The sequence below is a fragment of the Gammaproteobacteria bacterium genome, assembly GCA_013214945.1.
Classification (GTDB): domain Bacteria; phylum Pseudomonadota; class Gammaproteobacteria; order Enterobacterales; family Psychrobiaceae; genus Psychrobium.
Genome location: JABSRT010000005.1, coordinates 157,523 through 176,533 on the forward strand (window position 1 = coordinate 157,523; position 19,011 = coordinate 176,533).

A 19,011-nucleotide genomic window follows, 5' to 3' on the forward strand; every position below is an offset into this window, starting at 1 on the left:
CCAGTAGAAATATTGGCCACTAGACTGCACGTAAATCACTCAAATAACAAGCACTAAACGATAATTATTCAAATCACACTCAGCTTATGCTGTTGTTATCTAGGCAGAAAATTAATTAGGATCAGGTGGGCGATTGTAGTAGCGGGAGGGCTGAGTTTATTACAGGCATAAAAAAAGCACCCGAAGGTGCTTTTTATTAACATAACAATGTTAAGTAATAAATTACTTAAGCTTCTTACGAACCATTTGCAGAACACGTAACTGAGCAACAGCGTTAGCTAGTTGTGCAGCCGCTTCGGCATAATCCATACCGCCAGAGGCATTGTTTATGTTTTCTTCAGCAAGGCGCTTAGCTTCTTCAGCTGCGTTCTCGTCAAGATCACCACCACGGATAGCAACATCAGCAAGGATGTTAACCGCATTTGGTTGAATCTCTAAGATTCCGCCAGAAAGGAAGATAATTTCTTCCTCTCCGTTCTGTTTCACTAGGCGTACCATGCCAGGCTTGATGCTTGTTAGCAGCGGTGCGTGCCCAGGCATAATGCCTAGTTCGCCCGCTTCACCAGTTACTTGAACTGATTCAACACGGCCAGAAAAAATACTTTCTTCTGCGCTTACTACATCAAGCTGTACAGTCATAGCAGCCATACTATTCTCCTAAAGCTTTAACCAATTAAGTAATTAAAGCTTAGTTGCTTTCTCAACAGCTTCGTCGATACTACCAACCATGTAGAACGCTTGTTCAGGTAGGTTGTCGTAATCGCCAGCTAAAATGCCTTTGAATCCAGCGATAGTATCTTTTAGTGAAACGTATTTACCAGTTGCACCAGTAAAGATTTCAGCTACGAAGAAAGGTTGAGACAAGAAACGCTCAATCTTACGAGCACGGGTTACAGACTGCTTATCTTCTTCAGATAGTTCGTCCATACCAAGGATCGCAATGATGTCTTTCAGCTCTTTGTAACGCTGAAGAGTCAACTTAACGCCTTGTGCTACGTCATAGTGCTCTTGACCAACAACGAGTGGATCAAGCTGACGAGAAGTAGAGTCTAGTGGATCGATTGCCGGGTAAATACCACGAGAAGCGATGTCACGAGAAAGTACAACTGTTGCATCTAAGTGAGCAAAGGTTGTTGCTGGAGACGGATCGGTCAAATCATCCGCAGGTACGTATACCGCTTGGATTGAAGTGATAGAACCCTTCTTAGTAGAAGTGATACGCTCTTGTAATACACCCATTTCTTCAGCAAGTGTTGGCTGGTAGCCTACTGCTGATGGCATACGACCAAGAAGTGCAGACACTTCAGTTCCCGCAAGTGTATAACGGTAGATGTTATCGATGAATAAAAGTACGTCTAGACCTTCATCACGGAATTTTTCAGCCATAGTAAGACCAGTTAACGCTACGCGTAAACGGTTACCTGGAGGCTCGTTCATCTGACCGTAAACTAACGATACTTTATCAAGTACGTTAGATTCGTTCATTTCATGGTAGAAATCGTTACCCTCACGAGTACGCTCACCAACACCAGCAAATACTGAGTAACCAGAGTGCTCGATCGCGATGTTACGGATCAATTCCATCATGTTTACAGTTTTACCAACACCAGCACCACCGAATAAACCTACTTTACCACCCTTAGCGAATGGACAAACTAGATCGATTACTTTGATACCCGTTTCTAACAAATCGTTAGAGTTAGCTTGCTCTTCGTAAGTAGGAGCTTCGCGGTGGATTTCCCAACGCTCTTCTTCACCGATAGGACCAGCCTCATCGATTGGCTCACCTAGTACGTTCATGATACGACCAAGTGTCTTAACACCTACTGGTACCATAATTGGACGACCAGAGTTTTCTACATTTAGTCCACGACGTAAACCGTCAGATGAACCCATGGCGATAGTACGAACTACGCCACCGCCCAGCTGCTGCTGAACTTCTAACACTAAGTTGTAACCTTCATTAGTTACTTTTAGTGCGTCATATACCTTTGGTACTGCGTCTTGTGGAAATTCAACATCCACAACAGCGCCGATTACCTGGATCACTTTACCTAAACTCATGATATATCCTCTAAGTTTATTAAATCTAAGCCTAAACCGCAGCTGCGCCAGCGACAATTTCACCCAATTCTTGAGTGATGCTTGCTTGACGTGCTTTGTTGTAAACAAGTTGCAAATCGTCGATCATATCAGATGCGTTATCGGTAGCAGATTTCATCGCTACCATACGTGATGCCATTTCACAGGCCACGTTTTCTACCACACCTTGATAAACCTGAGACTCTACGTAGCGCACAAGAAGTGTATCTAACAGCTCTTTTGCGTCTGGTTCGTAGAGGTAATCCCAATGATGAGATTTCTCTGACTCTGCCTCTTGCTTTGGCAAAGGTAATAATTGATCGATCGTTGGTGTTTGAACCATGGTATTTACAAACTTGTTGTAAACAACATATAAACGGTCCAATTTACCTTCGTCGTATGCGTTAAGCATTACCTGAACATTACCGATTAGCTCTTTTAGTGACGGCTTATCACCCAAACCTGAAGTTTGTGCAATAACATTGCCATTACCAAAGCTATTAAAGAAGCTGACTGCTTTGCTACCAATTAATGCAAAATCAATTTCTGCACCTTTAGTAGACCAGTTCGCCGCATCTTTCATCGTCTGTTTAAACAAGTTAATGTTCAGACCACCACATAGGCCACGGTCACTCGAAATGACAATGTAACCTACGCGCTTGACGTCTCGTTCGTCCATATAAGGATGACGATATTCCAAGCTGCCTTCTGCAATATGACCGATCACTGAACGCATGTTCGTCGCATATGGACGAGATGCAGCCATGCGCTCTTGGGCACGGCGCATTTTACTTGCTGCAACCATTTCCATCGCGCTGGTGATCTTCTGAGTATTTTTAACACTCGCGATCTTGCTTTTTATCTCTTTTCCGCCTGCCATCTCTTCTCTCCAGTTAGATAGGTGCTGTTACCAGCACCCGAAACCGACTCGGTTAAACTACTTGTAAGTAGCTTACCAAGTTTGAGTTGCTACGAATTGGTCAAGCAAAGCTTTAAGCTCAGATTCGATGTCAGCGTTGTAATCGCCTTTAACGTTAATCTTAGCCATTAACTCGCGACCTTCGCTGTCAGCATATGCAAGCAGAGACGCTTCAAAATCAACAATTTTCTTGATTTCAACATCTTTTAGGAAGCCTTTTTCAGCAGCGAAAATAACTACCGCTTGCTGGGCAACGCTCATTGGAGCGTATTGCTTCTGCTTCATAAGTTCTGTAACGCGTTGACCGTGCTCAAGTTGAGCGCGAGTCGCGTCATCTAGATCAGATGAGAACTGAGCAAATGCTGCAAGTTCACGATACTGAGCTAGTGCAGTACGGATACCGCCAGAAAGCTTCTTGATGATCTTAGTTTGAGCAGCACCACCAACACGAGATACCGAAATACCAGGGTTAACTGCTGGACGTAGGCCAGAGTTAAACAAGTCAGTTTCTAAGAAGATCTGACCATCGGTAATCGAAATTACGTTAGTAGGTACGAATGCCGAAACATCACCAGCTTGGGTTTCAATGATTGGAAGAGCGGTTAAAGAACCAGTCTTACCTTTCACAGCACCTTTGGTGAACTTTTCAACGTAATCTGCGTTTACACGAGATGCACGTTCAAGCAGACGACTGTGAAGATAGAAAACGTCACCTGGGTATGCTTCACGGCCCGGAGGACGACGAAGTAACAATGAAATTTGACGGTAAGCAACAGCTTGCTTAGTCAAATCATCATAGATGATCAGTGCGTCTTCACCGCGGTCACGGAAGTATTCACCCATCGCACAACCAGAGTATGGTGCAAGATATTGTAATGCCGCCGCTTCAGCTGCAGATGCAACAACAACGATAGTGTTTGCAAGCGCGCCGTGCTCTTCTAATTTACGAACAACGTTCGAAATAGTAGAGTTTTTCTGGCCGATAGCTACGTAAACACACTTAATGCCAGAATCTTTCTGAGCAATAATAGCGTCGATTGCGATAGCAGTCTTACCAGTTTGACGGTCACCGATGATTAGTTCACGCTGGCCACGGCCAACAGGAATCATCGTATCGATTGCTTTAATACCAGTTTGTACTGGCTGGTCAACTGATTGACGTTCGATTACACCAGGAGCAATTACTTCTACTGCTGAATAACCGTCATGCTCAAGAGCACCTTTACCATCGATTGGAGCACCAAGGGTGTTTACAACACGACCTAGTAAACCACGACCAACTGGTACTTCAAGAATACGACCAGTAGACTTTACTTTTACGCCTTCAGCAAGATCTGCGTATGGGCCCATAACAACCGCGCCTACAGAATCACGCTCAAGGTTAAGCGCGATCGCGTAGCGGTCACCTGGTAATTCAATCATCTCGCCTTGCATCACGTCCGCTAGGCCGTTGATGCGTAAGATACCGTCGCTTACAGAAACGATAGTACCTTCGTTACGAGCTTCACTAACAACTTCGAATTGTTCGATACGTTGTTTGATCAGATCACTGATCTCAGTGGAATTTAGTTGCATGCTCTAATCCCCAATTACGATTGCAGCTGGCTGCTAAGACGATCTAGTTTTCCGCGTACTGATCCGTCAATTAACAGATCTCCTACACGAATAACTACGCCAGCAACCAGAGATTTATCAATACTTACATTTAGCTTCACTTTGCGAGCTAAACGCTTTTCCAATGACGCAGCCAAATCGGCTTGTTGTGCGTCACTCAGTTCAGTAGCAGAAATAATGTCTGCTTCTACTTGCTTGTTGTACTCGTTAAAGTACTGAGCAAATAATACTGAAACTTCAGGAAGTACCAATAAACGTTCATTTTGAGCCAAAACTTTAATCAAGTTATGACCATTTTCGTTAAGTTGCTCGCCGCCTAACTTGATCATCAAGTCAGCTGCTTCATTTGAAGCAGTAGTAGCTTTAAGCAATTTCACAACGTCAGCATTAGATGCTACTTGACCGATAAATGTGATCATTTCTAACCACTGGTCTACGTCGTTTTTCTCAACGGCAAAATCGAAAGCTGCTTTCGCATAGGGACGAGCGATGGTAATTAAATCAGCCATTACTCAATTCTCCTATTAAAGCTCGCCGACAAGTTTTTCAACTATATCGTTCGCAGCAGCTTGATCGATTGAGCGCTCAAGAATCTTCTCAGCACCAGCAATTGCTAATACAGCAACTTTCTGGCGAAGTTCTTCTTTCGCACGATTACGTTCGGCTTCAACTTCAGCATAACCAGAAGCGATAATTTTATCGCGTTCAGTGATAGCAGCAGTTTTAGCTTCATCAACAATTTGTGCTTTGCGCTTGTTAGCAGCATCAACAATAGCAGCAGCTTCAGCTTTAGCATCTTTCAATTGATCAGTTGCTTTGCTTTGAGCCAGTTCTAAGTCTTTTGTTGCGCGTTCAGCAGAGGCCAGACCGTCAGCGATTTTCGCTTGGCGATCTTCAATAGCACTCATTAGTGGTGGCCAGATATATTTCATACAAAATATAACGAACACTGCAAATGCAATTGATTGACCTAAAAGGGTTGCGTTAAGATTCATAACGTCTCTCCTAGTTTGTTAAAAGAGATCAGCTATTAACCGTTTAACATCGCGCCAAGTGGGTTGGTGAACAGCATGTACATAGCAATACCAACACCGATCATAGCGATCGCATCGATAAGACCAGCAACGATGAACATTTTAACTTGAAGCATAGGTGCCATTTCAGGTTGACGCGCAGCGCCTTCTAAAAATTTGCCACCTAAAAGACCGAAGCCGATAGCTGTACCAAGTGCGCCAAGACCGATTAGTAGTGCAACAGCGATAGCTGTAAATCCTAGGATTGTTTCCATTAGTTTCTCCAGATAGTTTTAAAATATAAAAGTTAAAATTTGTAATTTATTGTTTTAAGTCTTCGAAGTGATGCCATGTAGTCATCACGCCAAAAACGTCAAATCAATTAATGATCTTCGTGAGCCATACTTAAATAAACGATGGTTAACATCATAAAGATAAAGGCTTGCAAAACTACTACCATAATATGGAACACTGCCCATATAAAATGTAGTGGTAGCTGACCAACACCAACAAGTGCAATCAACATAAAGATCATTTCACCAGCGTACATGTTTCCAAATAAACGCAAACCAAGAGAAACAGGCTTAGCGATTAAGCTGACCAATTCCATCACAAGATTCACTGGAATAAATGCCCAGTGATTAAAAGGTTGCATGGTCAGTTCTCTTACGAAACCGCCAATACCTTTAATCTTGATGCTGTAAAAGATCATTAAGAAAAAGACACTAAATGACATCGCTAACGCGATATTAGGATCTGTGGTTGGTACAACGCGTAAATAGACATCTTGACCAGTTGCCATATTAGCTGCCTGAGGCAACCAATCAACTGGAATTAAATCCATTGTGTTCATCAGGATAATCCAGACGAAAATGGTTAATGCAAGAGGAGCAATTAACGAGCTTTTACCATGAAAGGTGTCTTTTACTGTGCCATCAACGAATTCAACAACGATTTCGATAAAACACTGTAGTTTACCCGGTACGCCAGAAGTTGCTTTACGGGCAACGCTCCAGAATAACATGATAAAAACTAGACCTAAACCAACAGAAAAAAGTAGTGAATCGGCATTTACATGCCAAAAAGTACTTGTATCACCCACCGTCCAGTTATGGAGGTGATGGCTGATATAACTACCAGGAGTGAGGGCTTCACCTTGTACGGATGCAGACATCTTTTATCCCACTTTTTCGGATTTAAAAATTAATGGTGATAACCAGTGGAGTACTATTGCCATAACGTATGTAACGAATAGTGGCAAATAAATCACATCCAGTAGATTAAACACCACCCAAAACAGCACTATCACTAAAACCAGCTTGAGTGCTTCGCCGCGAAAGAAATCGATAAGGACTTCTTTTGCTGCGCTCGCTCCGGCATTGCGAAAAGCTAAGGTAGCAAAGACAAAATTAGGGAATATAGAGATAACACCGCCACAAATGGCAGAGAAACCTGCTTGAAACCCCATTGTCAGGAAAAAAACAAATGAAGCCAATAACACAGCCAGTGTTTGCATGCCAATCAACTTGTAAGCTGTTGACCGCCCACGCTTAGCTAATCTATTAACCAATTTATTTACTCCGCAACCTGCTTACTTTAGTGGTTGAATGATAATGAATATCACTCAAAAAATCGCGCCGAAAAAAGCATGCGGAAGTATACGTTTTCTGGTTGATAATGCAACCGAATCGGGCTAAATCTGGTACAAAAGTGTGCAACATCAGACTAAAGAAGGAATTACCCCCCTATTTAGTGTTCCTTTTTCGTCAAAACACTAGTAACAGCAATTTAACGAATGGCCATTCACTTATTGGGGCAGCTGTAGATGGCTAATAATCCCCTCTAACTCTTCTAGATTTGTATATGAAATAACCATTTTACCTTTGCCTTTAGTATTATGATTAATTGCTACTTTTGCGCCTAATTTCTCACTTATCCGCTGCTGTAAACTCGCGATATCAGGATCAATTATTTTCGCAACTTTTTCAGGTACACCTTTCAATACTTTCTGCACCAAACGTTCAGTTTCACGCACAGTCAAATTTTTTGCAGCAACTGCGCGGGCATTATCGCTTTGCGCTTCACCTGAAAGTCCTAGTAACGCACGGGCATGGCCCATATCAATATCGCCACGTTCTAACAGTAATTTAACGTCGCCATTTAAGGTGTTTAAACGTAACAAATTACTCACGGTTGCCCGTGATTTACCGACTTCATCGGCGACTTGCTGATGAGTTAGTTCAAATTCATTAATCAAACGATCAAGCGCAACCGCCTCTTCCATCGCGTTCAAATCTTCGCGTTGAATGTTTTCAATCAAGGCAATGGCTACCGTTGAGCGATTATCAACGTCTTTAACCAAACAAGGAACATCGGTTAAACCCGCTAACTGAGCGGCGCGCCAACGACGCTCACCCGCGATAATTTCATAACGTTTACCATTTTTATCAGCGCTGCCATTTTTTATTTCTCGGACGATAATCGGCTGGATAATACCCTGGGCTCTAATTGAACTGGCCAGATCATCAAGGGCGTCAGGCGCCATGTCTTTGCGCGGCTGAAATTGGCCGGGGCTTAAAAATTCAATCGCTAGTTGCTGTAATTCATTGGCTGGGGGGGCCACCGGAACAACTTCGTGGGCTTTATCGGTTGCAACTTGCTTAGAACGTGCGGTAACACTGGTACTTAATAATGCATCTAGACCTTTGCCCAGACCTCTTTTTTTTAATGACATCTTGTACTCTTTTTAAGTCCGTCTAAATATTTGTTTCTTACTCGCCGCAAGCACTTTATTGATGTCAGCTAACGACGCTAACATGAGCGCCAACTGACGGCTTAACTCGACAACCACAAATAACTTGTTATGAGGCTAAAGGCTCACTAGCCTCATTAGCCGGTTCTGATGGTTCCTGTTCAGCCCGACGCAGTATTTCACCAGCTAGGGCTAAATAGGCTTTAGCGCCAGTAGAAGATTTATCGTAATACATCACCGGTGCACCAAAACTTGGCGCTTCGGCTAAGCGAACATTACGTGGGATCACGGTGCGATAAACCTTATCACCGAAATGTAATTTAAGCTGATCGGACACATCATTGGCCAAGCGGTTGCGTGGGTCATACATGGTTCGTAAAATACCCTCAATCACTAAATCAGGGTTAACCACTGCTGCTAACTTGCCAATGGTATCAACCAAGGCCGTTAAGCCCTCGAGCGCGTAATACTCACACTGCATTGGCACTAACACGCTGTCAGCTGCCGACATTGCATTGACGGTGAGTAAGTTCAGCGCAGGTGGGCAATCGATAAAAATATAGTCGTATTGATCAAGAATAGGCTTGAGGCTATTTTTAAGCCGTACTTCACGGGCAAAAAATTCCATGAGTTTAATTTCAGCGGCAGTAACATCGGCATTGGCCGCCACTAAATCATATTTTCCAGCGGTGTTTTTGACCATCACCTCTTCGATCGGTTTTTCATCGACCAGTAAGTCGTAAACGGTCATTGGCACTTCGTATTTATCAACCCCGCTGCCCATGGTGGCATTGCCCTGTGGATCGAGATCGATTAATAGCACTTTGCGACGAGTCGCCGCTAACGAGGCCGCTAAGTTAACTGCGGTGGTCGTTTTACCAACCCCACCTTTTTGATTCGCAACTGCTATAACTCTGGCCACAATCTTTATCCCTTAGTTTGTTTTACAATCACCAGATGACGTTCGCCTTCTAGCTCTGGAATCATCAGTTGATGTACTTGCTGCAATTCCAATCCACTGCGTAATCGAGTTAGTTCCTCATTGGGAACCACTCCTTTTAAAGCGTAGAATTTACCTTCTTCATGGGGTAGATGATGACACCAATCGAGCATATCGTCCAGCGAGGCAAATGCCCGGCTTAAAACACCGTCAAAGCCCGCCTGTGGCCACTGTGAATTATCTGGTTGAAACTCTTCAACTCGCGACAAAATTGGGGTGACATTGGTTAGTCCCAACTCATAGACAGCTTGCTTAATAAAGCTAATTCGCTTGCCGAGACTGTCGAGTAGAAAAAATTGTTTGTCGGGGTTAATAATCGCTAACGGCAGGCCCGGCAAACCAGGGCCGGTGCCAACATCAATAAAGCACTGACCTTCCAGCAATGGCGATACCACAATGCTGTCCATAATATGCTTGACCAGCATTTCTTGTGGGTCGCGTACCGAGGTCAGGTTATAGGCTTTGTTCCATTTGTTTAATAAGGCAACCAGTTTGACCAGTTGGCTCTGATGCTCATCGCTAACATTGACGTCACTGGCGACAATCAGCTGCTGTAATTTTTCTGCTAACACAAATAAAGACCTATAAAAAATGGTTAAGGAGGCAATTTTATAATGAATTAGCCACTGAGCCAAGGACGATATTGCAAAGTCCCGTAATTAGTTAATCAGCTATTAGCCTTAGGCAATGCGCCTTCTGGCCAATAACTGATACTTTTGCCTCATAAAACATTGCACAACTTACTTCGTTGCCAGCATCTTGATTGGGATCAAAGCTCACCAGAACAAAAGGCGTTAGCCTCAATAACTCAAAAATAATAACGATGGAAGCGTATGCGATCTAAAACTGGAAAAAATATATCGACAGGTATTATTGGTTTTGGCTCATCGGGCAAACACTTACATGCGCCACTGTTGATCGACAGCCCTCACTTTTCACTCGACGCCATTGCAACCAAGTCATCGTCACAAAGTCGCCATCTACCCGCTGGTACAGCTCAGCGAACGCCAGCACAGATTATATCGGACCCCTCGATCGATTTAGTCATTGTCGCCACGCCCAATGACAGCCATTACTACTACGCTCGTCTAGCGCTTGAGGCAGGTAAACATGTGGTAGTCGAAAAGCCTATTGCACTTGAGTCGGCTCAAATCTTCAGTCTTGAGTTACTGGCTAAAAAAAACAAAAAGATACTCTCAACTTTCCATAACAGATTATTCGATGGTGACTTTCTCGCTATTACCAAGCTGATCACCGACCACACGTTAGGCAACATTCACAGTTATGCAGCTCAAGTTAACCGATACTGGCCGCAGGTATTAAATAATTGGCGCGACAACCCTGACTACGGCGGTGCAGTATGGGAATTAGCACCCAATTTAATTATTCAAGCGTTAACCTTATTTGGCAAACCTTGCAGTATTTTCGCTGATATCAGCACCATGAGGAAAAATGCCAAAGCACCAGACGCTTTTTATCTGCGCTTAATATACCCCAAACTTAATGTTGAATTGCGCTGTAACTCGTTAATCAAGCACACAGGTCCGCGCTACTTCATTCATGGTGATAACGGCAGTTACATCAAGCAAGGGGTCGATCACCAACACCGCCAACTAAAAAATAATATTTCGCCTCGCGACAAAAACTACGGCAAAGAATCAATTGATGATTGGGGCTCGCTATATAGTTGCACTGAAAATTTCTCCAAAGAGACACTGTGGCCTTCGCCACGAGGCAATTACCCTGAGTTTTATAATCAATTATATCAGTCGATTACTAAAAACACGGCGGCTCCCGCTGCCCAGAAACATGCGATTGATGTGATATCGATAATCACCGCGGCTTATCAATCAAGCGCCCGCAAGCAAGTTATATCGCTTTAACCGACGAGCCCCCCCTTTAGGGTTGAGAAATTGTTGAAGACAATTTTTGTGGCTCAGCTCGCACCTCCGGCTTCGTTTGATTAAAAGACGCTGTTCATTTTTTGTAGTGTTATGTTATAGTATTACATTATCTAATTACTCAATAGACACCACCGCAGATGTTATTATTCATTAGTATTTTGGCCCTCTTCATCGGTCCGATGTTATTTAATCTTACGGCCAAAAAAAATAATATGCTCGATTTATTCGACGGTTTCATTTTTGTCGTCATCGGCGGTTTAGTCATTTTTCATATTTTGCCCGAATCAATCGAGCAGGCCGGACTGTGGAGCATCGCGTTCACCCTGCTTGGTTTGCTTGGCCCGTCATTGGCCGAGAAATTATTTCATAAAGCGGCGGCATTAACCCATAAAACAACGCTCGCCTTGGGTGTTTCTGGACTCGTATTACACAGTATTACCGATGGCAGTGCCTTAACCGCAGATCCAGACTTTACCCAGTTAACCATTATTATTGCCGTTATTGCCCACCGACTACCCGTTGGCCTAACGGTTTGGTGGTTATTACGGCCGCATTTTGGCAAGGTTGTTGCCTTATCAGTGTTAGGGTTAATGGCGGCAGGTACTTTTATTGGCGCTCAATTGGGCACCCAATGGCGACCAGAAATTAATCCGCTAGTCATCGCATTAATCGAAAGCTTTATTGCAGGCTCTGTTTTACACGTCGTATTTCATCGCCCTTATGCCGAAAACCATCACCATCACGAAAAAAGCACCACCCATTATGATGGCATTGGCTCGTTACTAGGATTAGTGTGTTTGGGCGCTATTTTGCTGACCGATCGTCATGAAGAAAGTGCACATGGCCAGTTACACGCCCATGCTCATGCCCACGGCCAGCTTGAATTATTAGTGCAGCTAGCCTTTACCTTAGCGCCATTTTTATTGCTCGCTTATGCGTTATCAAGCTTAACTAAATTCTTTTTTGTCGATAATCATCCGGTTAACATTAAATCTACTGGCTCGCCTAAATTACAAACATTGCGCGGTGCTTTACTTGGTTTGCCTTTACCATTTTGCATTCCAGATGCAACCAAGGCTTATCAGCTATTACGTAAACAAGGGGCCCAAGTCTCAATGGCGCTGGCATTTTTAATCTCAGCACCGATCCTAGGATTTGAATCTTTGTTGGTATCATTGCCATTGCTGGGCTGGGAACTAACGTCGGTCCGATTACTTTGTGCCATCGGCATTGTGATGATTTTAGCGCTGATTATGGTGCGCTGGGTTACTGAATCTAAACCGGTCTCAGCGGCTAAACAAGCAGATGTGGCTAATCGACTGCAACATTCATTGCGCCACGGTTATGAACATTTACTCGACCATACCGCCCCCTGGATTATGCTTGGTTTAATCTTAGCGAGCTTACTAACACAGGGACATCATCAGGCGCAATGGTATGACATCTTTGTTATTGCACTGGCGGCGATCCCATTCCGCTTATGTGCGACCGGCATAACGCCACTAGCTGCAGCGATGTTAGTCAGCGGCTGGAGCCCAGGTTCGGCATTAGTATTAATGTTATTAGGCCCGACGATTAGCCTTGAGTTAATTCGTTTTATGCTCAAAGAGCATGGCAAAAAACTCACCGTCGCCTTTATGGTTTTATTGCCAACGACGGTGATCACCGCAGCAACAGTGGTTGATTTGACCATTGGTGACATTAACATTGCCGCGCTTGAGTTCAACCATAGCGCCCCGGCACTGTTTGAACAAATCAGCTTAGCCATGATTGTGTTATTAATCTCTTGGTCGCTGTTACGCCGTGGCGCTCGTGCTTTTATTGCTGAACTGCTGCCAAACCTGCAGCTATTTAGTCACAAGCATTAGGCATTGCGCAGGCAGCAATTAATACCCTAAAATAGCGCCCAAGTTAAATTAATTGGAGCGTTGAATGTGCGTATTATTTGTTGCCAATAAGGTCTGCGATCAATATCCCTTAATCATTATTGCCAATCGCGATGAATTTCATCACCGCCCCACAGCTAAACTGCATCGTTGGCCTAACTCAGCCATTATCGCCGGCCAAGATCTCGAAGCAAATGGCACTTGGCTCGGGGTTAATCACAGCGGCAAGATTGCAGCTCTAACTAATATTCGCAATGCCAAATACCTCAAAACTGCAGCACCAAGCCGCGGTCAACTGGTAACCGACTATTTAACCTCGACCAAAAACGACCAGCAGTTTAGCCAGCATTTAGGTCAACAAGCCAATTTATACTCTGGTTTTAATTTACTTTATGGCACGATTGACAAGTTATACGCGTTTAATAATATTAGTGGCATCGTTGAACCGCTTGGTGAAGGTGTTCATGGCTTGTCGAACGCGGCGCTTAATGATCCTTGGCCTAAAATAAAACGCGGTACCGCCCAATTAACGACTTACCTTGAGCAAACAGAGACTCCGGCGCCCGATGAATTAGTCAGCTTGATGCAAAACAATCAAGCGGCGCCCGATCATCACCTGCCACAAACTGGTGTTGAGCTTGAGTTAGAGCGCCTGCTGGCACCGATATTTATTACCAGCGAGCAATATGGCACCCGCAGCACCAGCATTTTGTTATTTGATCGCCACAATCAACTGACCATGGCTGAATACAGTTACGATAAGACTGGCACCGTAGTTGGCAAGGTTGAAATTATTACTGAGATAAACAGTTCTAAATAATTGGAATAGCAGCACAGGTTTTCAGTTCCAGACAAAACCTAAGTACCGCCGTCCTTGGCGGCACAGATTTTAAGTTCCAGACAAACTTAGCTAGCACCAAGCTTGGTCAAGATATCGCTGCATGTGAAGTAAACCGTATTTTTCATGGACGAAAAGTTGAGCGTACAGGAATATATTCACCGCGTGTTTACATAACTTGTATCGATATCTAAATTATAATGCGCTTATGTTATATACGTCGACCAATGAAGTTACCGCTTCAGAGATAACAGATCTATACAAAACCTAACTGACCGCTTAACTGCGCTGTAATTAACGCAGCACGTCGCTCTAGTGCATCTTGCTCGAAAGGTATTGCTGTGCCGACGCCCCAAATTGGTCCAGGCCAAGTCGGGTCGTCACTAAAGCGTACAACATGATGAATATGTAATTGTGCCACTACATTGCCCAAAGCCGCGACATTAAGGCTGCCCCCATCAAACAATGACATTAGGGTTTTACCTAAAAATGCCGATTCGCGCATCACTTGCTGTTGCTCTGAATCGGGTAACTGATATAGCTCGGTAATGTGAGCATATTTAGGCACCAGAATGCACCACGGGTAACGGCTGTCTTTAGCCATTAATACCCGCGATGCGATAAAGTCGCCCAATACAATCGTGTCATTTTCCAATCGGGCATCGAGTTCAAACATATAAATTCCTTGGTTAATTACACAAATGACCCTTGGTCACGCCTTACATGGCCGCCTTAACGTACACATCAAAGCGATTGGCCTTAGAGGTTAGCTGCATGCTAGGTGTTTGCTGATTAAGGAAACCGGCATAACTAGGCCGCTTGACCACCACCCGTTTGGTCGCAGCATTTAGCGCCAGTGGCAGCAGTTGGTCGGCGTCGTCATCACTGCCAACCAAACTTTGAAACACGCGCATTTCTTTTTTTACCTGAGCCGACTTTTTGCGATGTGGAAACATTGGGTCAAGGTAAACAATCTCGTGACTGGCCTCTAGTTGCGCTAATTGTTCAACCGAGTTGTGGTGTTGTAATATTAAGCGCTGACGAACCCAGCTGCCAATTTCAGGATCCGCACAAGCCCTGAGCAAGCCGTCATCGAGTAATGCCGCGACTACAGGTGAGCGTTCAAACATCGTGACGGTGCAGCCTAAACTTGCCAATACAAACGCATCACGGCCCAGTCCGGCGGTAGCGTCTAGTACTGTCGGATTGACCCCTGATTTTAAACCAACGGCCTTGGCTATTTGTTGGCCACGACCGCCACCGAATTTACGGCGATGTGCCAGCGCGCCGTCAATAAAATCAACATAAATGGCACCTAATTTCGGTTCATCAAGTTTAACTAGCTGTAAACGCGACTCGGTTAGCTGCAATTGAAACTCATCATCCGCCGCACCAACTAATGGCAACTGCCAGCGCTCAGCCAGTAATTTAGCTTTGGCGGCCAAAGATTCATTTTCAGCGACAATCGCCGGATACTGATAACTCATAACTTACTCTGAACTTACTAAGAAAAATTGATAGGCTGCTATTCTAATGCTTATGGGATCTTAAGTCATATAATACCAGCAGCTCGAGAGAAGTATTAAGCCCGACCCACGTTTGGCTTAATGCCACGCTGACATGCTATAATCGCTCCTTGCTTAGGAGGTAATCTCATGTTTATTTCTAATCCAACCCTACGGCTAGCAGTTGTAGCATTACTGGGCTTGAGTTTTTCGACCATCGCCGCCACGCAACAACATATCAGCTGTAAAGTAGGTGACAGTCTCGATTATTTTACACTCGATAGCTCCCAACAGATCTTCGCCAGCGCAAACTTCACTTTTTATCAACAATTCGACGGCCTCACTATTGTTGCGCTCAATAACCACACCTTGAGGTTTAATCGGCTAACCAACCTTAATTTGTTGCCCAATTCAGCCACTGATCCCAATGAGCCGCCGCAATCATTACAATTTTTTAGCGGCCACTGCCAGCGACAACCGATTAGTGTCAATTAACCGCTTAAAAACCAACAAAAATGGTGCTTCACGGCCTCATTAGCGGTATGGTTGTGCCATTTCGTGCTGAGCGGATTTTAGACGAAAATCACCTTAGCCACCTTGAAGAAAAGCAGAGTATCATGAGCACTATAAAACCCTCATTAGTCCAAGTTAGTGATTTCGAACTCAAGCAACTTAGGGTGTTCAAATCAGTAGTCGATTGCGGTGGATTTGCCGCAGCAGAAACCACCCTAAACATCAGCCGTCCGACCATCAGCATTCATATTGCTAACCTCGAAACTCGGCTTAATTTAATACTGTGTAAAAGAGGCCGCGGCGGTTTTTCATTGACCGAAGAAGGGGCAATTGTTTATGAGCAAACCAATAAACTGCTAGAGCACCTCGACGGCTTTCGTAATACCGTCAACAACCTTAGCTCAAGCCCTACCGGCCAACTTAAAGTCGCATTAAGTGATACCTTAAGCTTGGACCCGCGCACCCGGTTACCGCAAATTATTAAGCAATTTACCGAGCAAGCACCTGATGTCGAACTGTTTATTGATACCAGCAGTATGAGTGAAATAGAAGGCAAGGTGCTAAACGATAAATTAGATATTGGCTTTATTCCTTACCACCGGAAATTAGAGGGGCTAACTTATGTTCATTTATTCACTGAGAATAATTACCTCTACTGTGGCCAAGATCACTCGCTATTTAACTTAAGCGAAGCGCAGCTGACCGAAGATCTGATTAATGATGCCCGATTAGTTCATGCCGGATTAAAACCACACGAGGAGGTGTATAACAATCTCTGTTATATGCGCCTGGCGGGTGTTTCATATTTTTATGAATCGCGGATTGCGATGATTTTATCGGGTCACTATATTGGTTTTCTACCAGAGGCGGTGGCTAAACCCTATGTTGAACAAGGCCAGCTTAAACAGATTGCAATGAGCAACAAAGTTTTTCCTCTGGGCATGGCGGTCGTCTGCAAAAAATCAATTCATCAAAACCGTGCCAAAGAATTATTCATGCAAACTATTGAACAGATATTTTTAGATTACAATCACGCTTAAGACCAATAAAATAATCAAAAAAAACGGCGGTGCTTAGTAAGCACCGCCGTTTTTTATAACCTGCAGCTTAGTCAGCCCATTACCAGCTCTGGCAACCACAGTACTAGCTCAGGAAATATCATACATAAAATCAAGACTGTAAGATTAAGCATAATAAACGGCGCCACTGATTTATAAATATCCCCCATACTGACATCGGCCGGAGCAATGCCTTTGAGATAAAACAGGGCGAAACCATAAGGTGGAGTCTGAACCGCGATCAATATATTGATAATCATCAGCACGCCAAACCAAATCGGATCGTAACCTAACGCGACGGCAATCGGGGTAAAGATTGGCGCACACATCAAGACAATAATAAATTCATCAATAATAAAGCCAAGCAATAACATAATGACTTGAAACATAATGATGATCATTATCGGCGGCATATCAAGGCCAGCCGTAAAGCTTGCAACCATGGTTTGCACACCCATCAACAGATGGAAGTTACTAAAGACCGAAGCGCCAAAGATAATCCACATCGCAACGCTAACTAAAGTCGCGGTCTGGAAACCGGCAGATAGAAACATTTCTCGCTTAAAGCGCTTAAACACTATCGCCAATAAAAGCGCGCCCACTACCCCGATCGCACCAGACTCGGTTGGCGTTGCGATGCCGGTAATAATGCTGCCTAATACAGCAACAATCAGTAAAATCGCAAACAAACCGTCGCGGGCAATTCTAAATTTTTGTTTCGGCGTTTTTTCAGCTTCGCCGGCTGGCGTAACTTCTAACGGTGCTCGACTTGGGTTGAGCTTACAACTGATAACGACGTAACTAACCAGTAAAATAATCATCATTACCGCTGGCACCATCGCGCCAAGAAACATTCGACCAATTGAATTTTGGGTCGATGCAGCAAACATAATCATTGGAATGCTCGGTGGGATCAAGATGCCAAGACCACCGCCTGCCATAATTACACCAAGCGCTAATCGCTTGTCATAACCGCGTTCTAACATCGGCCGTAGCGCAATACTGCCCGAGGTCATAATGCCAGCGCCAATAATGCCAACCATCGCCCCAATCATCGAACACACGCCAATGACACTAATGGCCAGTGAACCACGCACCTTGCCAATTAACATCTGGCTAGCATCAAACATCGCATCGCCAATACCTGATTTAGTCAGTAACTGGCCCATGTAAATATATAATGGAATAGCTAGCAGGATAAAACTGAAATAAGTCGCTTCCAACGTGGTTGGAATAACATTAAATATGCCCTCGCCCCAGGTCATGTAACCCACAGCCATCGCAATACCACCAAGTGCCAGCCCAACGGGTGCTCCCAGTGCAAAAAATATCAAAATACACAGCAACAAGACGCCTGTTAATAACTCAATACCCATCAAGGTGCTCCTTTTTTACTATACAAAGTTGGCGGCCCGTCGCCAAAAAATACAAATCGGACAACATATCTCTCACAAACTGCACGATAAATAAACCACTGGCGATTATCATCATTAACCAAAAATGATACATCGGCGGTGCCCACTCACCTTGGCGACGAAAATCAAACTCAATCGCTTCATCAAATTTATACCAACACTGATCGACAATAATCAGTAGAAAGAAAATAGCGAGTGAATAAGTAATTAAATTAAAGATACTTTTGGTTGTTGGCGAAACCTTATTATAGAGAATATCAACGTTAATATGAGCTCGCTGCTGCTGCGCGTAAGCGCCACCTAGCGCGGCGATATAACCAAATAAAAACAATGAAACGTCGTAGGCCCAAATTGTCGGGCTATCCAGAAAATAACGAGAAAACACTTCGAAAGCGACGACACCAGCCAAAAAAGGCATCAGACAAGCGGCCAACATACCCGTGTATTTGACAATAAAATCAGCGCCACGGCAGTAGCCAGTTAAGGTCGAGGTAAACATAGAACAGTCCTAC

General features: G+C 44.1%; 21 protein-coding genes. 5 read left to right on the forward strand and 16 right to left on the reverse strand.

The window, feature by feature from the left end; genetic code table 11:
- Positions 1-222: 222 nt before the first annotated feature.
- The 12 genes from atpC to rsmG all read right to left on the reverse strand — a co-directional run bounded on the left by atpC (position 223) and on the right by rsmG (position 9,952).
- The gene (gene atpC, locus HRU23_05040) at positions 223-648 is read right to left on the reverse strand and encodes a F0F1 ATP synthase subunit epsilon (GenBank protein NRA53489.1); all 426 of its coding nucleotides are present in this window, start codon (positions 646-648) and stop codon (positions 223-225) included.
- A gap of 33 nt (positions 649-681) precedes the next feature.
- The gene (gene atpD, locus HRU23_05045; GenBank protein NRA53490.1) at positions 682-2,064 is read right to left on the reverse strand and encodes a F0F1 ATP synthase subunit beta; all 1,383 of its coding nucleotides are present in this window, start codon (positions 2,062-2,064) and stop codon (positions 682-684) included.
- Between the two features lie 31 nt (positions 2,065-2,095).
- Positions 2,096-2,962, reverse strand: coding sequence for a F0F1 ATP synthase subunit gamma (gene atpG, locus HRU23_05050; protein ID NRA53491.1), 867 nt, complete (start codon positions 2,960-2,962; stop codon positions 2,096-2,098).
- A 72-nt stretch (positions 2,963-3,034) separates the two neighbouring features.
- Positions 3,035-4,576, reverse strand: a complete 1,542-nt coding sequence (atpA, locus tag HRU23_05055; GenBank protein NRA53492.1) for a F0F1 ATP synthase subunit alpha — start codon at positions 4,574-4,576, stop codon at positions 3,035-3,037.
- A 14-nt stretch (positions 4,577-4,590) separates the two neighbouring features.
- Complete coding sequence (gene atpH, locus HRU23_05060) at positions 4,591-5,124, reverse strand: F0F1 ATP synthase subunit delta (GenBank protein NRA53493.1); 534 nt, start codon at positions 5,122-5,124, stop codon at positions 4,591-4,593.
- A 15-nt stretch (positions 5,125-5,139) separates the two neighbouring features.
- Positions 5,140-5,610, reverse strand: a complete 471-nt coding sequence (gene atpF, locus HRU23_05065) for a F0F1 ATP synthase subunit B (protein NRA53494.1) — start codon at positions 5,608-5,610, stop codon at positions 5,140-5,142.
- A 35-nt stretch (positions 5,611-5,645) separates the two neighbouring features.
- The gene (gene atpE, locus HRU23_05070) at positions 5,646-5,903 is read right to left on the reverse strand and encodes a F0F1 ATP synthase subunit C (protein ID NRA53495.1); all 258 of its coding nucleotides are present in this window, start codon (positions 5,901-5,903) and stop codon (positions 5,646-5,648) included.
- Between the two features lie 107 nt (positions 5,904-6,010).
- Positions 6,011-6,802, reverse strand: coding sequence for a F0F1 ATP synthase subunit A (gene atpB / locus HRU23_05075; GenBank protein NRA53496.1), 792 nt, complete (start codon positions 6,800-6,802; stop codon positions 6,011-6,013).
- Between the two features lie 3 nt (positions 6,803-6,805).
- Complete coding sequence (locus HRU23_05080) at positions 6,806-7,198, reverse strand: ATP synthase subunit I (GenBank protein ID NRA53497.1); 393 nt, start codon at positions 7,196-7,198, stop codon at positions 6,806-6,808.
- Positions 7,199-7,435: 237 nt separating this feature from the next.
- On the reverse strand, positions 7,436-8,362 hold the full coding sequence (locus tag HRU23_05085) for a ParB/RepB/Spo0J family partition protein (GenBank protein NRA53498.1): 927 nt from the start codon (positions 8,360-8,362) through the stop codon (positions 7,436-7,438).
- Positions 8,363-8,489: 127 nt separating this feature from the next.
- A complete protein-coding gene (locus tag HRU23_05090; protein ID NRA53499.1) occupies positions 8,490-9,302 on the reverse strand; it encodes a ParA family protein in 813 nt (270 codons plus the stop codon).
- 5 nt (positions 9,303-9,307) lie between these two features.
- Positions 9,308-9,952 (reverse strand): 16S rRNA (guanine(527)-N(7))-methyltransferase RsmG, encoded by a 645-nt coding sequence (gene rsmG, locus HRU23_05095; GenBank protein NRA53500.1) that lies wholly within the window; start codon positions 9,950-9,952, stop codon positions 9,308-9,310.
- Between the two features lie 261 nt (positions 9,953-10,213).
- Between rsmG and HRU23_05100 the strand changes: the two genes are divergently transcribed.
- The 3 genes from HRU23_05100 (at position 10,214) to HRU23_05110 (ending at position 13,990) form a co-directional block, all read left to right on the forward strand.
- A complete protein-coding gene (locus tag HRU23_05100; protein ID NRA53501.1) occupies positions 10,214-11,263 on the forward strand; it encodes a Gfo/Idh/MocA family oxidoreductase in 1,050 nt (349 codons plus the stop codon).
- A gap of 158 nt (positions 11,264-11,421) precedes the next feature.
- Positions 11,422-13,152: a permease gene (locus tag HRU23_05105; protein ID NRA53502.1), complete on the forward strand. Its 1,731-nt coding sequence runs from the start codon at positions 11,422-11,424 to the stop codon at positions 13,150-13,152.
- A 64-nt stretch (positions 13,153-13,216) separates the two neighbouring features.
- Positions 13,217-13,990 (forward strand): NRDE family protein, encoded by a 774-nt coding sequence (locus tag HRU23_05110; protein ID NRA53503.1) that lies wholly within the window; start codon positions 13,217-13,219, stop codon positions 13,988-13,990.
- A gap of 274 nt (positions 13,991-14,264) precedes the next feature.
- On the opposite strand, the gene HRU23_05115 is transcribed toward HRU23_05110, so the two are convergent.
- A complete protein-coding gene (locus HRU23_05115; protein NRA53504.1) occupies positions 14,265-14,684 on the reverse strand; it encodes an HIT domain-containing protein in 420 nt (139 codons plus the stop codon).
- 43 nt (positions 14,685-14,727) lie between these two features.
- Entirely contained in the window at positions 14,728-15,495 is a 768-nt protein-coding gene (locus tag HRU23_05120) for a class I SAM-dependent methyltransferase (protein NRA53505.1), read from the reverse strand.
- Between the two features lie 168 nt (positions 15,496-15,663).
- Between HRU23_05120 and HRU23_05125 the strand changes: the two genes are divergently transcribed.
- Complete coding sequence (locus HRU23_05125) at positions 15,664-16,008, forward strand: hypothetical protein (GenBank protein ID NRA53506.1); 345 nt, start codon at positions 15,664-15,666, stop codon at positions 16,006-16,008.
- A 122-nt stretch (positions 16,009-16,130) separates the two neighbouring features.
- A complete protein-coding gene (locus HRU23_05130) occupies positions 16,131-17,066 on the forward strand; it encodes a LysR family transcriptional regulator (protein ID NRA53507.1) in 936 nt (311 codons plus the stop codon).
- 71 nt (positions 17,067-17,137) lie between these two features.
- Here the strand turns inward: HRU23_05130 and HRU23_05135 are convergent, their stop codons facing one another.
- Positions 17,138-18,460 carry a TRAP transporter large permease subunit gene (locus HRU23_05135; protein ID NRA53508.1) on the reverse strand — a complete coding sequence of 441 codons (1,323 nt, stop codon included), beginning with the start codon at positions 18,458-18,460 and terminating at the stop codon, positions 17,138-17,140.
- Complete coding sequence (locus tag HRU23_05140) at positions 18,450-18,998, reverse strand: TRAP transporter small permease (protein NRA53509.1); 549 nt, start codon at positions 18,996-18,998, stop codon at positions 18,450-18,452. The genes HRU23_05135 and HRU23_05140 overlap by 11 nt, the downstream gene beginning before the upstream one ends.
- Positions 18,999-19,011 lie beyond the last annotated feature (13 nt).